The organism is Prescottella equi (genome assembly GCF_020171745.1).
Taxonomy (GTDB): Bacteria; Actinomycetota; Actinomycetes; order Mycobacteriales; family Mycobacteriaceae; genus Prescottella; species Prescottella equi_A.
In genome coordinates, this window is record NZ_JAIVAH010000030.1 from 17,619 (window position 1) to 30,622 (window position 13,004).

The 13,004-nt window shown below is 69.1% G+C and carries 14 protein-coding genes; 4 read left to right on the forward strand and 10 right to left on the reverse strand.

Annotation, left to right across the window (positions count from 1 at the left end):
• The first annotated feature begins 37 nt into the window (after positions 1–37).
• Positions 38–307: a DUF2631 domain-containing protein gene (locus LCL87_RS23925; RefSeq protein ID WP_225023945.1), complete on the forward strand. Its 270-nt coding sequence runs from the start codon at positions 38–40 to the stop codon at positions 305–307.
• 73 nt (positions 308–380) lie between these two features.
• On the opposite strand, the gene LCL87_RS23930 is transcribed toward LCL87_RS23925, so the two are convergent.
• Together LCL87_RS23930 and rlmN are read right to left on the reverse strand one after the other, a co-directional pair.
• Positions 381–2,099 (reverse strand): alkaline phosphatase D family protein, encoded by a 1,719-nt coding sequence (locus LCL87_RS23930; protein WP_225023946.1) that lies wholly within the window; start codon positions 2,097–2,099, stop codon positions 381–383.
• A gap of 139 nt (positions 2,100–2,238) precedes the next feature.
• A complete protein-coding gene (gene rlmN, locus LCL87_RS23935; RefSeq protein WP_225023947.1) occupies positions 2,239–3,351 on the reverse strand; it encodes a dual-specificity RNA methyltransferase RlmN in 1,113 nt (370 codons plus the stop codon).
• An 80-nt stretch (positions 3,352–3,431) separates the two neighbouring features.
• Here rlmN and LCL87_RS23940 point away from each other — a divergent pair, with 80 nt between their 5' ends.
• Positions 3,432–3,833, forward strand: coding sequence for a lipopolysaccharide assembly protein LapA domain-containing protein (locus LCL87_RS23940; protein WP_225023948.1), 402 nt, complete (start codon positions 3,432–3,434; stop codon positions 3,831–3,833).
• A 71-nt stretch (positions 3,834–3,904) separates the two neighbouring features.
• Positions 3,905–4,747, forward strand: a complete 843-nt coding sequence (locus LCL87_RS23945) for an HpcH/HpaI aldolase/citrate lyase family protein (protein WP_225023949.1) — start codon at positions 3,905–3,907, stop codon at positions 4,745–4,747.
• A 3-nt stretch (positions 4,748–4,750) separates the two neighbouring features.
• Here the strand turns inward: LCL87_RS23945 and LCL87_RS23950 are convergent, their stop codons facing one another.
• The 7 genes from LCL87_RS23950 to rpsB all read right to left on the reverse strand — a co-directional run bounded on the left by LCL87_RS23950 (position 4,751) and on the right by rpsB (position 11,106).
• Entirely contained in the window at positions 4,751–6,037 is a 1,287-nt protein-coding gene (locus LCL87_RS23950; protein ID WP_225023950.1) for a lipase family protein, read from the reverse strand.
• A gap of 60 nt (positions 6,038–6,097) precedes the next feature.
• Positions 6,098–6,832, reverse strand: coding sequence for a class I SAM-dependent methyltransferase (locus LCL87_RS23955; protein ID WP_225023951.1), 735 nt, complete (start codon positions 6,830–6,832; stop codon positions 6,098–6,100).
• Positions 6,829–7,689 (reverse strand): phosphatidate cytidylyltransferase, encoded by an 861-nt coding sequence (locus LCL87_RS23960; protein WP_225023952.1) that lies wholly within the window; start codon positions 7,687–7,689, stop codon positions 6,829–6,831. The genes LCL87_RS23955 and LCL87_RS23960 overlap by 4 nt, the downstream gene beginning before the upstream one ends.
• Positions 7,690–7,691: 2 nt before the next feature.
• Positions 7,692–8,249, reverse strand: a complete 558-nt coding sequence (gene frr, locus LCL87_RS23965) for a ribosome recycling factor (RefSeq protein ID WP_225023953.1) — start codon at positions 8,247–8,249, stop codon at positions 7,692–7,694.
• A gap of 67 nt (positions 8,250–8,316) precedes the next feature.
• Positions 8,317–9,045: a UMP kinase gene (pyrH, locus tag LCL87_RS23970; protein ID WP_225023954.1), complete on the reverse strand. Its 729-nt coding sequence runs from the start codon at positions 9,043–9,045 to the stop codon at positions 8,317–8,319.
• A 280-nt stretch (positions 9,046–9,325) separates the two neighbouring features.
• Positions 9,326–10,150, reverse strand: a complete 825-nt coding sequence (tsf, locus tag LCL87_RS23975) for a translation elongation factor Ts (RefSeq protein WP_225023955.1) — start codon at positions 10,148–10,150, stop codon at positions 9,326–9,328.
• A 113-nt stretch (positions 10,151–10,263) separates the two neighbouring features.
• A complete protein-coding gene (gene rpsB / locus LCL87_RS23980) occupies positions 10,264–11,106 on the reverse strand; it encodes a 30S ribosomal protein S2 (protein WP_225023956.1) in 843 nt (280 codons plus the stop codon).
• A 326-nt stretch (positions 11,107–11,432) separates the two neighbouring features.
• On the opposite strand from rpsB, the gene LCL87_RS23985 reads away from it, so the two are divergent.
• Positions 11,433–12,002 carry a M23 family metallopeptidase gene (locus tag LCL87_RS23985; RefSeq protein WP_225024002.1) on the forward strand — a complete coding sequence of 190 codons (570 nt, stop codon included), beginning with the start codon at positions 11,433–11,435 and terminating at the stop codon, positions 12,000–12,002.
• Here the strand turns inward: LCL87_RS23985 and LCL87_RS23990 are convergent.
• Entirely contained in the window at positions 11,987–12,928 is a 942-nt protein-coding gene (locus tag LCL87_RS23990) for a tyrosine recombinase XerC (RefSeq protein WP_225023957.1), read from the reverse strand. The two genes, LCL87_RS23985 and LCL87_RS23990, sit on opposite strands and share 16 nt — an antisense overlap.
• Positions 12,929–13,004: the final 76 nt, after the last annotated feature.

The window sequence follows — 13,004 nt, forward strand, 5'->3', positions numbered from 1 at the left end:
GGCGATAGCGCATTCGTAAGATCAGGAGGATCGAGCCGTGGTCGGTACCCAGTTGGACCCCACTTCCAACGACCCCGTCGTCGCCGCGCACGTCGACACCGCCGAGGTTCCCTCGGCCGCATGGGGCTGGAGTGGCGAGGCTCCGCGACTGTTCCGTTTCGCCGGCTGGTTCTTCGCCGCGTTCCTGCTGCTGATGATGATCGGCAACCACCACGGCAAGGTCGAGGACCTGTTCCTGGTCGGCTTCGCCGGCGCGATCGTCTTCATCCTCGTGCGCGACATCGTCCAGCGTCGCAAGCCGCGGTAGTCGACACCGCACAGACATCGTCGAAGGCCCCGCACCTTGCAGGTGCGGGGCCTTCGACGTTCCCAGTGGATCGTCAGGCCGACTCGATAACCGCCTGCCCGGTGGGCGTGCGGAACGATTTCGACGTCGTCACATCGGAGTTCGGGTCCCGCTTGTCGACCGCCCGGAAACGGAATCGCGCCTCACCCGCATCGACATCGAGCAACCCGTAGCCGTGGCTCACCATGTCGACGTGCTTGACATGCGGGTTGTGGGCGCGCCGGTTGAGTTCCTCGGCCCGCGCGGCCTCGATCGGGTCGCCACCACTGCTGCCGAGGTCGTACCCACCGTCCCCGGTGTTGGTGGACGTGACCGACGGCACCACGAACTCGACGCCCGCCCGGCGGGTCCCCGGCGCGTTCACCTGCGCACCGCTCGTGGTGCCCGGGGCGAACCCGGTGTCCCACAGCTCTCCGGCCCACCCGTCGTGGTCGTCGCCGGTCACCAGCACCATGTTCTCGACCGACTGCGCCGCGGTGGACAGGATCTCGGTCCGCTCGGCACCGTACCCGTCCCACGTGTCCAGGTAGCCCCGGGCGCCGTCGTCCTGCACCACCATGCCCATCATCATGCTGGCGTTCGCCACGACCTTCCACCGCGCGTCGGACCCGGTCAGCCCGTCGAGCAGCCAGCTCTTCTGCGTCGCGCCCAGCATGGTCCGGCCCGCCGCCTCGGTGTCCGCACAGGCGGTGGCGTCCGTGTCGCCGCACGGCTGCGCGTCGCGGTACTGCCGGCTGTCCGGCGCGAACAACTCCACCGTCTTGCCCACACGCAGCGAACGGTAGGTCCGCAACGGGTCGTCGGCGAACCGCGGCACCGGCATGTGCTCGAACCAAGCCTGCCACGCCCACTGCTTCTTCTGCTGAAATCCGATCGCACCCTCGATCGGTGAGATGACGGGGAACGTCCACCCGTCCTTGCTGTAGTTGTTGCGGAACTCGTGGTCGTCCCAGATCGGCAGGAAGGCGTGCCGGCTGTGCATCAGCCGCAGGTCGGCGTCGGACCGGTACCGGCGGTACTTGTCCCGCATGCTGTCCAGTCCCTGCGGGAACATGTTGGCGTCGAAGCCGCGGACCCCCGGCATGGTGAACTCGTAGACGTAGTCACCGAGGCACACCACGAAGTCCAGATCCTCCTCGGCGAGGTGCCGGTGCGCCGCGTAGTAGCCCTCCTCGAAGCCCTGGCACGTGAACCAGCCGATGCGGACCGGTTCGTTGGAATCGGCGGGCCGCAGCGTCCGGAACCGGCCGACCGGCGACTCTCCCCCGCTGCCGCGGAACTGGTAATAGTAGGTCTCCCCCGGCGCGAGCCCGGACGCATCGAAATGCACTGTGCCGTCGGCATCCTCGCGGACCTGGACCCGATCGGCGAGAACGGGCGCCGACAGGTCCTCGCGGGTCGACACGATCACCGCCACCTCACCGGCGGCGGCGCCGCTGCTGCCGAACGCCCCCGAGCCGAGGCTGCCACCGACAGAGCCCGCGCTCACCGAACCCGTGCTGACCGAACCGAGACTGCCGCCACCGCCGGCCGCACCGACCCGCGTCCACAGCGTCGCCCCGTCGGTCCGCGGCACACCGGCCATCACTCCGTTCGCGAACTCCGGGTTCCGGATCAGTCCCTGCCCCGCATCGGGAGCCTGGCGCAGGACCGGCGCCGCGAGTGCCTTGGCCGGAAACGCGGCCGCGGCGCCGACCATCGACAGGCCGGTGAGGAAGGCACGGCGAGAGACGTTTCGGTACGGAAAGGACATGGGCCACCTCGGGTTCGCGCGGACACGGGTGGCGCTGACCCTACGTCGCGCGTTTACGCACGTGTGCGTTTTGCGAAACCTGGGTGAACTGCGAGTGTCCGCTCAGCAAACCCGGCCCGAGCGGGCGGCCCCGCGAGGGTCAGGAACCCTCCGCCGCCAACTGCCCGCACGCCGCGGCGATCTCCTGACCGCGGGTGTCGCGGACGGTGCAGGAGACGCCCTGCGCCTGCACGCGCCGCACGAACTCGCGCTCTACCGGCTTGGGGCTGGCGTCCCACTCGCTGCCCGGCGTGGGGTTGAGCGGGATGAGGTTGACGTGCACCAGCGGCCCGAGCGCCTTGTGCAGCTTCTTGCCGAGCATGTCGGCGCGCCACGGCTGGTCGTTGACGTCACGGATGAGGGCGTACTCGATCGACACGCGCCGACCGGACTTGTCGGCGTAGTAACGCGCCGCGTCAAGCACCTCGGCGATGGACCAACGATTGTTGACCGGGACCAGCGTGTCGCGCAGTTCGTCGTCGGGCGTGTGCAGCGACACCGCCAGACGCACCGACATCTCCTCGTCGGCGAGCTTGCGGATCGCGGGGGCCAGTCCAACGGTGGAGACCGTCACCGCGCGCTGCGAGATGCCCAGACCGTTCGGTGCCGGCGACGTGATCCGGCGAACCGCCGCGACGACGCGCTTGTAGTTCGCGAGCGGCTCCCCCATACCCATGAAGACGATGTTCGACAGACGTCCCGGCCCGCCCTCGACGTCACCGTCGCGCAGGGCGGCCGCGGCGGCGCGTACCTGGTCGACGATCTCCGCGGTGGACAGGTTCCGCTGCAGACCACCCTGGCCGGTGGCGCAGAACGGGCAGGCCATGCCACAACCGGCCTGGCTCGAGATGCACAGCGTCGCGCGGTCCGGGTAGCGCATCAGCACGCTCTCGAGCAGCGTCCCGTCGTTCGCCTTCCACAACGTCTTGCGGGTCTGCCCCGCATCGCACGCGACGTGCTTGACCGCGGTCAGCAGCTGCGGGAACAGCGCGGCCCCGACCTTCTCGCGCATATCGGCGGGCAGATCGGTCATCTTGTCCGGATCCGCCTCGAGCCTGCCGTAGTACTGCCGGGCCAGCTGGTCCGCACGGAAACCGGGCAGACCCAGCTCCTTGACGGCCTCCTTGCGCTCGTCGGCGTCGAGGTCGGCGAGGTGGCGCGGCGGCATTCCGCGGCGCGGCGCGTTGAAGACGAGGGGAAGCGAGACAGTCATAGTGCCTGCCATTCTCCCACTGACCACCCGGGGTGTCCGATGCACGTGCGAAACACCACACAGTGGGTGATGATCGACACATGGCCGACAAGCGACGTGAGGACCCCGAGGACGTCCCGGCAACACCGGTGGAGGAGCCCCCGACCACCACCGAAGCCCACGGTCGGCACGAAGGTGCCGGTGGCTTGACCTCGCATGACCAGCACAAACTCGGCCGCACCCGAGCGGCGTCCACCTGGACCGGACTGGTCATCGGCATCGTCGTCGCGATCCTGCTGCTGATTTTCATCCTGCAGAACCTCGACTCGGTGACCTTCCAGCTGTTCACGTGGCACTTCACGCTTCCGGCCGGCATCAGCCTGCTCCTGGCGGCGATCGCGGGCGCCCTCATCATGGCGCTCGCGGGTGGGGTGCGGATCATCCAGATCCGACGCGTCGCCAAGCGCGCCGGCTCCGCGACCGAGCACACGCCACCGGAGTAGCCCGCGCACCCCCGCCGGGGCACGATGGGAGTCACGACACGAGTACGACTTCCTGACGAGGAGCTGCCCCCGTGACGACTCACGCACACCGGCCCGCGCACACGACCATCCGCGCCGACCTCGCCCGTTCCTGGTTGCTGACCGCGGCCACCCGCGCGGACGCGTTCCCTCGGCCCGCCGCCGTCGACGCACTGATCCTCGATCTCGAGGACGCGGTCGCCCCCGTAGACAAGCCGGGTGCCCGGAAATCTGTCGTCGAGTGGCTGAGCGGCGACCACGAGGCATGGGTCCGGATCAACGACGCGACGACACCCCACTGGGCCGACGACCTCGAAGCGCTCGCCGGTCTGCCCGGCCTGTCCGGCGTGATGCTCGCGAAGACGGAGAGCGGCAGTCAGGTCGAAGCCACCCGTGGACGGCTCCCGGAAGGGACCCGGATCGTCGCGCTCATCGAATCCGCGGTGGGACTCGAGGCGACACCCGAGATCGCCCGCGCGGAGGGCACGTTCCGACTGGCGTTCGGCAGCGGCGACTTCCGGCGGGACACCGGGATGAGCGACGACGTCCTCGCGATGACCTACCCGCGCTCACGCCTCGTCATCGCGAGCCGCGCTGCCCGGCTCCCCGGTGGCCCGATCGACGGCCCGACCGTCTCGGCGAACGACACCATCCTGCAACGCGACTGCGAGGCGACGACGTCGCTCGGACTGACGGGCAAGCTGTGCCTGCACCCGGATCAGGCGCCGACCGTCAATCGGGCGCTGAGCCCGAGCGCGCACGACATCACCTGGGCGCGGGACGTGATCGCCGAATTGGGCACGGACGGCGAACACGTGCGCGACGGCAGCGACCTGCCCCGGCTCGCCAAGGCCAAGAAGCTCACCGACCTGGCGCGGGAGTTAGGCCTCGTCTGACCGTCACGCCGAGCAGTTCGACGGCGCCGGCGCCCTGTTGAACCGGTCCGTCATCCAGTCCAGCGCGGACGGCAGGCCCGACATCATCGGCAGCCCGTGACCGATCACGAAGCCCGGGGCGATCGGCGGGATCTCCTCGGTGCGGAACTCCACCGTCGCGCCCCGACCGCACCAGTCGGCGGCCAACTGCGTGGCCTGGGTGTGCGGAATGAGGTCGTCGTTGCGCCCCTGCACGATCAACACCGGACTACTCGGCACCGAACGTCCGATGCGCTGTTCGTCGACGACCGCGCGCACCGCCGGCAGTGAGTCGATGAGTTCGGCGATCGAGCGCCCGTCCTTCGTCCACTCCGTGGTGCGGTGCAGGCCGTACCGAGCGATGGTCTCCGGAACACACTGCGTCGCGATCTCGTCGAGCGCCTGGCGGCCGACGGGATTGAGAGCGTCGTCGATCTCGGCGCGGGCCTCCGGATAACCGGCGTAGATGCTGTTGACCGCGTAACCCAGCAGCCCGGTCGCGAGGCCCCCGTCGAGAGCCGCCGCCACCACACGCAGATCCGCCGGCGGCCCGCCTGCATACGTCCCGCGGACGTTCAGCTCGGGCGCATACGACGGCTGCATCTCGGCCGCCGACGCCGCCGCGCCGCCGCCCTGCGAATAGCCCCAGAACCCGATCGGGTTGTCGTCGCCGATCCTGCTGCCGGGCAGCGCCTTCACGGCCCGCGCGGCGTCGAGCAGGGCGTGTCCCTGCGCGCGCCGGTCGACGTAGCTGTGCATCCCCGGCGTCCCCAGACCCTCGTAGTCGGCGACGACGACGTCGATACCGCGCGACAGCAGCGCGTGCACCTGCAGCACCTCGTACTCGACCGCGAAATCGAGCGGGAAGTTGTAGTGGACGACGTCCGCGAAGAGTTTCGACGGCGCGCACTGGTCGCCCTGCCCCTGTGTTCCGGGCCCGAGAACGACCAGCGGACGGGGACCGGCACCGGTCCACGGCAGGCTCGCGTCGAAATACGTGGCAGACGCCGCGGTCGCGGCGCCGTGAGCGTCCTTGGTGCTGTACATGATTCGGTTCGCACCCGACGGCCACGGGCCCTGCTGGTTCGGAACCGACAGCAGCGGTGGGTACGGCTGAGCGTTGACGACGTTGCCGGGCGCTCCCCCGAGCGCCGCGGCCGGAACCTCGTAGAAGTCCGCCGGCGCGGCTTCCGCCACCCCGGCCGTCGCCGCTGCCGCCAGGCACACGCCCAGAATCAGTGCCGGCCCTCGAATCCCCCGCGGTGTGCGCATGTGACCCACCCCACACGATGACAGCGGATGTTGTCAATACCGCGGGTAACACTTACCTTCTCAGAGGATCAGGCCCGCCGGTGCGGATCGGGTATGGATGCGGTAGCCGACCTCGAGCCCTAGCCCCGGTGTCTCCGCGAGAGCGCGCGCCGCGGTCCGTTCGGTGAATTCGATCCCGAGCACCGCGTGCATCGCATCGCGGTCCGGGAACTCCCAGCGGGTCCGGACACGTCGCATCGCGAATCCCTGGGCCGCGAAGAATCCCTCGACCGCGGCCGGGTCGTAGTGCGGAAGATCGGCGCGCATCCAGTCGCCGTACGGCGGAACGGTGGCATCGAGGTCGACGACGGCCAGCACTCCCCCGGGCCGCAGCACCCGCATCGCCTCGAGAATGCCCGGGCCGCAACCGGGGCCGAAGAAGTACGCGGTGCGCGCGTGCACGACGTCGACCGAGGCGTCGGGCAACGGCAACGCCTCCGCGGAGCCCTGCAGGACGGAGATCGCAAGGTGCCCGTCGACGCGGGCGCGGGCGGAGGCCACGAGCGGCGGATGAGGCTCGACGCCCACCACCGACCGTGCGCGCTCGGCGAAGACCGGCAGATGGAATCCGGCGCCGCATCCGACGTCGAGCACGTCGCGGCCACGCCAGTCGGCCAGGTCCGCGAGGGCCGCGAACACAGCTCCGTCGGCGTCCTGGGCGCGGTTCTCGACCTCGTAGATCGCGGGCCAGTGCCAGATGTTCGGGCTCGGGATCGGTCCCCGAGCCCGTCCACGGACCCCGCGCAAGCGGCTCACACCAGAACGGTGAGGACGAGCCAGGTGACGAACGCCGACGGCAGCAGCGAATCGAGCCGATCCATGATGCCGCCGTGCCCGGGCAGCAGCGTGCCCATGTCCTTGATGCCCAGTTCGCGCTTGACCTGGGACTCGATGAGATCGCCGAGCGTCGCCGTGAACACCAGCGCGACGCCCAGGAGCGCACCGACCAGCGGATTCGCATCGAGGATGAACGTCACGGTCAGCACGCCGCCGATCACGCAGAACACCAGCGAGCCCGCGAAGCCCTCCCAGGACTTCTTCGGACTGATCGCCGGGACCATCGGATGCTTGCCGAAGAACACCCCGGCGACGTAGCCGCCGACGTCGGAGCACACCACGACGATCATCAGGCAGAGCACGCGGGCTGCACCGTCGTCCTGCAACACCATCAGCGTCGCGAATGACGCGAGCAGGGGGATCCAGGCGGCGACGAACACCGCGACCGCAGTGTCCCGCAGGAAGTTACGTGGGGTGGCCGCCAGTCCGCGATCAAACAGCCGCCACACCATCGTCACCAGCACCGTGCCGGCGAACGCCCCCAGCACACCCGTAGTGCCGTACGGCCAGCTCAGCCAGATGACCGCCTGCCCGCCCAGCAGCAGGGGAATCAGCGGCACGTGGATGTCGGCCTCGCGCAGACGCTTGGCGACCTCCCACGTCGCGACAGCCATCGCAACCGCGACGACGCCGATCCACACCAGAGGTGCGTACGCGAGGATCAAGATCAACGCGACGCCGAGGCCGCCGCCGACGGCGATCGCGGCAGGCAGGTTGCGTCCGGCTTTGGAGGCCGGGGCGGCTGTCGCCGCGGGGGAACCGTCAGCTTTCCCCACGGCTAGACCTCCATCAATTCGGCTTCCTTGTGCTTCACCAGCTCGTCGATCTGGCTGACGTAGCGCGACGTGGTCTTGTCGAGTTCCTTCTCGGCCCGACCGACCTCGTCCTCGCCCGCCTCGCCGTCCTTCTGGATGCGTGCGAGCTCGTCCATCGTCTTGCGACGGACGTTGCGAATCGACACCTTGGCGTCCTCGCCCTTGCTCTTGGCCTGCTTCACGAACTCACGACGCCGTTCCTCGGTGAGCTGCGGAATCGAGATGCGGATGATGCTGCCGTCGTTGCTGGGGTTGACGCCCAGATCGGAGTTGCGGATCGCGTTCTCGATCGGCGCGAGCTGAGACGCCTCGTAAGGCTTGATGATGACCATCCGGGCCTCGGGCACGTTGATGCCCGCCAGCTGCGTGATGGGCGTCATCGAGCCGTAGTACTCGACGACGATCCGGTTGAACATGCCCGGGTTGGCGCGACCGGTACGAATGGAACCGAGGTCGTCCTTCGCAACCGTGATGGCCTTCTCCATCTTCTCCTCGGCCTCGAAGAGAGCTTCATCAATCACGGCTGTTCCTCCGTCTCGTATCCATCGCGGTCGCGTGCGTTGCGATCCATGATCACATTGCCCGTCGTCATGACTTGACCAGTGTTCCGATCTTCTCACCGGACACAGCGCGCGCGATATTGCCGCGCGTCAACAGGTTGAAGACCATCATCGGCATCTGATTGTCCATGCAGAGGCTGAACGCGGTCGCGTCGGCGACCTTCAGGCCCTTCTCGATGACCTCACGGTGGGTGACCTCGGAGTACATGGTGGCGTCCGGATCGAGCCGCGGGTCCGCCGTGTAGACACCGTCGACCGCCTTGGCCATCAGGACCACCTCCGCTCCGATCTCGAGGGCGCGCTGCGCTGCCGTCGTGTCGGTCGAGAAGTACGGCATACCCATGCCGGCGCCGAAGATCACGACGCGCCCCTTCTCGAGGTGGCGGCGCGCACGCAGCGGCAGGTACGGCTCGGCGACCTGACCCATCGTGATGGCGGTCTGCACGCGCGTGTCGATCCCCTGCTTCTCCAGGAAGTCTTGCAGCGCAAGGCAGTTCATGACCGTGCCGAGCATGCCCATGTAGTCCGAGCGCGCGCGGTCGAGACCGCGCTGCTGCAGTTCGGCACCGCGGAAGAAGTTGCCACCACCGATGACGACTGCCACCTGCACACCCGAACGGACGACCTCGGCGATCTGTTCCGCGACGGTCGTCACCACGTCGGGATCGAGACCCACCTCGCCGCCGCCGAACATTTCGCCGCCGAGCTTGAGAAGCACACGTCGGAATCCTGGACGTTCGTCGGCCGGTGCGGTCATAATTCTCCCTCGGTTCCTGCAGATAGTTCGGTTCTAGAAGTACTACGGTTCAGCGGCGCGCGAAGCCTGTGCTCCGCGGGCGCCGAGTACCCGGGACCGTCCGGCGAAGCCGCCAGAACAGGCCCTATCATCCTGCCTCATTCATCCGTGGGCGCCCCAGTCGACCCACCCACCGCGCAGATCGGCCCCGCACGGATCGGATGGGGCGGAACGTCGGTTCGGAAGTGCCCGAACCGACGACCGCACCCAACCGGCCGGCGGGGCCGATGTGGGAGTGCGACTAGCTGGCGCCGACCTCGAACCGCGCGAAGCGGGTGATCGTGGCGCCGGCCTCGTCCAGGAGAGCCTTGACGGTCTTCTTGGAGTCGGTGACCGAGGACTGCTCGGTCAGGACGACGTCCTTGTAGTAGCCGTTGACGCGACCCTCGACGATCTTCGGGAGCGCAGCCTCGGGCTTGCCCTCCTCCTTGGCCGTCTGCTCGGCGATACGACGCTCGCCCTCGACGACGTCCGCGGGGACCTCGTCGCGGGTGACGTACTTGGCCTTGAGCGCAGCAACCTGCATGGCAGCACCGCGAGCGGCGTCGGCAGCAGCCTCGCCCTCACCGGTGTACTCGACGAGCACGCCGACGCCCGGGGGCAGGTCCGACGCACGCTTGTGCAGGTAGGTGGCGACCGGGCCGTCGAATGCGACGTAGCGGCGCAGCTCGAGCTTCTCGCCGATCTTCGCGGACAGCTCCTGGACCAGGGTCTCGACGGTCTTGCCGTCGACGTCGACAGCCTTGAGGCCCTCGAGGTCGGCCGGCTTGGCGGCGGCAGCAGCGGCAACGACCTTGTCGGCCAGCTCCTGGAACTCCGCGTTCTTCGCGACGAAGTCGGTCTCGGCGTTGATCTCGATCATGACGCCGTCGCGAGCCGCGACCAGGCCCTCGGCCGTGGTGCGCTCGGCGCGCTTGCCCACGTCCTTGGCACCCTTGATGCGCAGCAGCTCGACAGCCTTGTCGAAGTCGCCGTCGGTCTCGGTGAGCGCGTTCTTGCAGTCCATCATGCCGGAGCCGGTGAGCTCACGGAGCCGCTTGACGTCGGCGGCGGTGTAGTTCGCCATGGGGCGATCCTCCTCGGATGAGTTTCGGATGCCAGGCTCTGCGGTTCGCGCCGGAACCTGGCGAAGCAGGTGAGCGAAACGGCCCCGACCGGATAGGTCGGGGCCGAATCGACTTAGGACTGCTGAGCGTCCGCGGCGGGCGCCTCGGCCGGAGCCTCGGCCTCGGCCTCTGCGGCCGGAGCAGCCTGCGAGAGGAGCTCCTGCTCCCACTCGGCGAGCGGCTCGCCCGTGCCGGCCTCCGGCTTGGCGTCCTTGTCGGCGCCGGCGCCGGCGCGAGCCTGCAGGCCCTCGGCGACGGCCGAGGCGACGACCTTGGTCAGCAGGGCGGCGCTACGGATCGCATCGTCGTTGCCCGGGATCGGGTAGTCGACGACGTCGGGGTCGCAGTTGGTGTCCAGGATCGCGATGACCGGGATGTTCAGCTTGCGCGCCTCGCCGACGGCGATGTGCTCCTTGTTGGTGTCGACGACCCAGATGGCCGACGGAACCTTGGCCATGTCACGGATGCCGCCGAGGGTGCGGTCGAGCTTGGTCATCTCACGCGTGAGCATGAGGATTTCCTTCTTGGTGCGACCCTCGAAGCCACCGGTCTGCTCCATCGACTCGAGCTCCTTCAGGCGCTGCAGGCGCTTGTGGACGGTCGAGAAGTTGGTGAGCATGCCGCCGAGCCAACGCTGGTTGACGTAGGGCATTCCGACGCGAGTGGCCTCACCCGCGATGGACTCCTGCGCCTGCTTCTTGGTACCGACGAACAGGATGGTGCCGCCGTGCGCGACAGTCTGCTTGACGAACTCGTACGCCTTGTCGATGTACGTCAGCGTCTGCTGCAGGTCGATGATGTAGATGCCGTTGCGGTCGGTGAAGATGAATCGCTTCATCTTCGGGTTCCAACGGCGGGTCTGGTGCCCGAAGTGTGCGCCGCTGTCGAGCAGCTGCCTCATGGTCACAACAGCCATGGCTGTGTACCTCTTCTTTCGTATGCCGGTTGTCGCAGGGATCGGTGACCCCTGCCCTGGCGCCCGCCCGGTGTCGGACCTGCACGGAGACAGGACCAGCCGACAGCCGGTTTTGTGCGCGGGCGCGCGAAGTCGGACTGTGCGTGCACAGACCGCCCGACAAGTGTACGGCGTCGATCTCCACCGTCCTAACCGGCCGGTCCGGGACCGTTCCACCGGCACCGAGCGCCCCGCACGCACTCGGAAATCTGTGGATGAGCATTTCCTTCATCCACAATCCACTCCGCGGCACCCCGGACTGCGGTCCCGTCGAGTTGGCTCGCTCCATGGCCTCGACGACGACCCTGCGGGCACTGCTCAGCATCGCGCTCTTCCTGGTGCTGTGCCCGGTCGCGGCGGCGAGCCCGGGCACGGCCGCGCCAGTGCGTGCGCAGGACCCGGCGGCGGCAACCGCCCCGAGTCGCGCGCAGTTCGGCTGGCCGTTGCGCCCGCGCCCGCGGGTCGTGCGGCCGTTCGACCTGCCGGAGCACAACTGGCTTCCCGGCCACCGCGGCGTCGACCTCGCCGCGGTGCCGGGCCAGCCCGTCCTCGCCGCGGGAGCCGGCACCGTCGCGTTCGCGGGCACGGTCGCCGGCAAGCCGGTCGTCTCGGTCGACCACCCCGGCGGGCTGCGCACCACCTACGAACCGGTCGAAGCCACCGTGTCCGCGGGCCGACGCGTCGAACGCGGCGCGGTCCTGGGCGCCGTCGCCCCCGGGCATCCCGAATGCGCCGCGGCGGCGTGCCTGCACTGGGGGCTCCGCCGGGACCGCACCTACCTCGACCCGCTTCCACTGGTCCGGGCGGTACGCATGCGGCTGCTGCCGATCGGCGATGCCGGTCAGGCCCGCGGGTGAGCCTGGTCGTGCACCGTGCGCAGCCGCGCCACCGAGACATGGGTGTAGAGCTGGGTCGTGGCAAGACTCGAATGCCCCAGCAACTCCTGCACGACGCGCAGGTCCGCACCGCCCTCGAGGAGATGGGTGGCCGCCGAGTGCCGCAGACCGTGCGGCGCGAGATCCGGGGCACCGGGCACCGCCTGCACAACGTCGTGCACCACCTCCCGCGCCTGCCGCTGGTCGAGCCGCCCACCCCGGCGGCCGAGCAGCAGCGCGTCACCCGAGCGCTCGTTCTCCAGTACCGGGCGCCCGATACGCAACCATGCCTCGATCGCGTCCTCGGCCGGCCGGCCGAACGGAACCACCCGCTCCTTGTCTCCCTTGCCGAGGACCCGCAGGACCCGGCGATCGTGGTCGATGTCGCCGAGGTCGAGCCCGCACAGCTCGCCGACGCGAATTCCCGTCGAGTACAGCAGCTCCACGATCAGACGGTCTCGTACGGCCACCGGGTCCTCCTGCGCGGCACCGGATTCCGCCGCACCCATGGCTTCCGCCGCCTGTTCCTGACGCAGCACAGGCGGCAGCGTGCGGTGCGCCTTGGGGGCGACGAGACGTACACCGGGGTCGACCGACATCCGCCCGGTACGTTCGGCCCACGCCGTGAATCCCTTCGCCGACGACGTCCGCCGCGCGAGCGTCGTCCGTGCGGTCCCCGCCGTCGCCTGTGCCGCGAGCCAGGCCCGCAGCACCCGCAGGTCCAGGTCCGCGAGCACCGCGTCGGGCCGATCCCGCGAGAGGAAGTCGAACAGGCTCGCCACGTCCGCGCGGTAGGCGCGGACGGTGTGCTCGGATCGCCCCCGCTCGAGACGCAGGTACTCGTCGTAGTCGTCGAGGTGCACCCGCAGCGGGTGGGGCAGTTGTGCGTCCGACGACCGGGAGACCATGCCGTCAACCGTCGCTGCGCCCACCGGATTTCGCAAGCGCCCGCGCCGGTAGGGTGCTCGCGTGAAACGAGCGATT

What these genes read in the sequence shown, in the direction of transcription:
- LCL87_RS23930 (WP_225023946.1), bottom strand. Translation starts at nt 2,099, where the DNA reads ATGTCCTTTCCGTACCGAAACGTCTCTCGCCGTGCCTTCCTCACCGGC.
- rlmN (WP_225023947.1), bottom strand. Translation starts at nt 3,351, where the DNA reads ATGACTGTCTCGCTTCCCCTCGTCTTCAACGCGCCGCGCCGCGGAATG.
- LCL87_RS23940 (WP_225023948.1), top strand. Translation starts at nt 3,432, where the DNA reads ATGGCCGACAAGCGACGTGAGGACCCCGAGGACGTCCCGGCAACACCG.
- LCL87_RS23950 (WP_225023950.1), bottom strand. Translation starts at nt 6,037, where the DNA reads ATGCGCACACCGCGGGGGATTCGAGGGCCGGCACTGATTCTGGGCGTG.
- pyrH (WP_225023954.1), bottom strand. Translation starts at nt 9,045, where the DNA reads ATGACCGCACCGGCCGACGAACGTCCAGGATTCCGACGTGTGCTTCTC.
- tsf (WP_225023955.1), bottom strand. Translation starts at nt 10,150, where the DNA reads ATGGCGAACTACACCGCCGCCGACGTCAAGCGGCTCCGTGAGCTCACC.
- rpsB (WP_225023956.1), bottom strand. Translation starts at nt 11,106, where the DNA reads ATGGCTGTTGTGACCATGAGGCAGCTGCTCGACAGCGGCGCACACTTC.
- LCL87_RS23985 (WP_225024002.1), top strand. Translation starts at nt 11,433, where the DNA reads ATGGCCTCGACGACGACCCTGCGGGCACTGCTCAGCATCGCGCTCTTC.
- LCL87_RS23990 (WP_225023957.1), bottom strand. Translation starts at nt 12,928, where the DNA reads ATGGTCTCCCGGTCGTCGGACGCACAACTGCCCCACCCGCTGCGGGTG.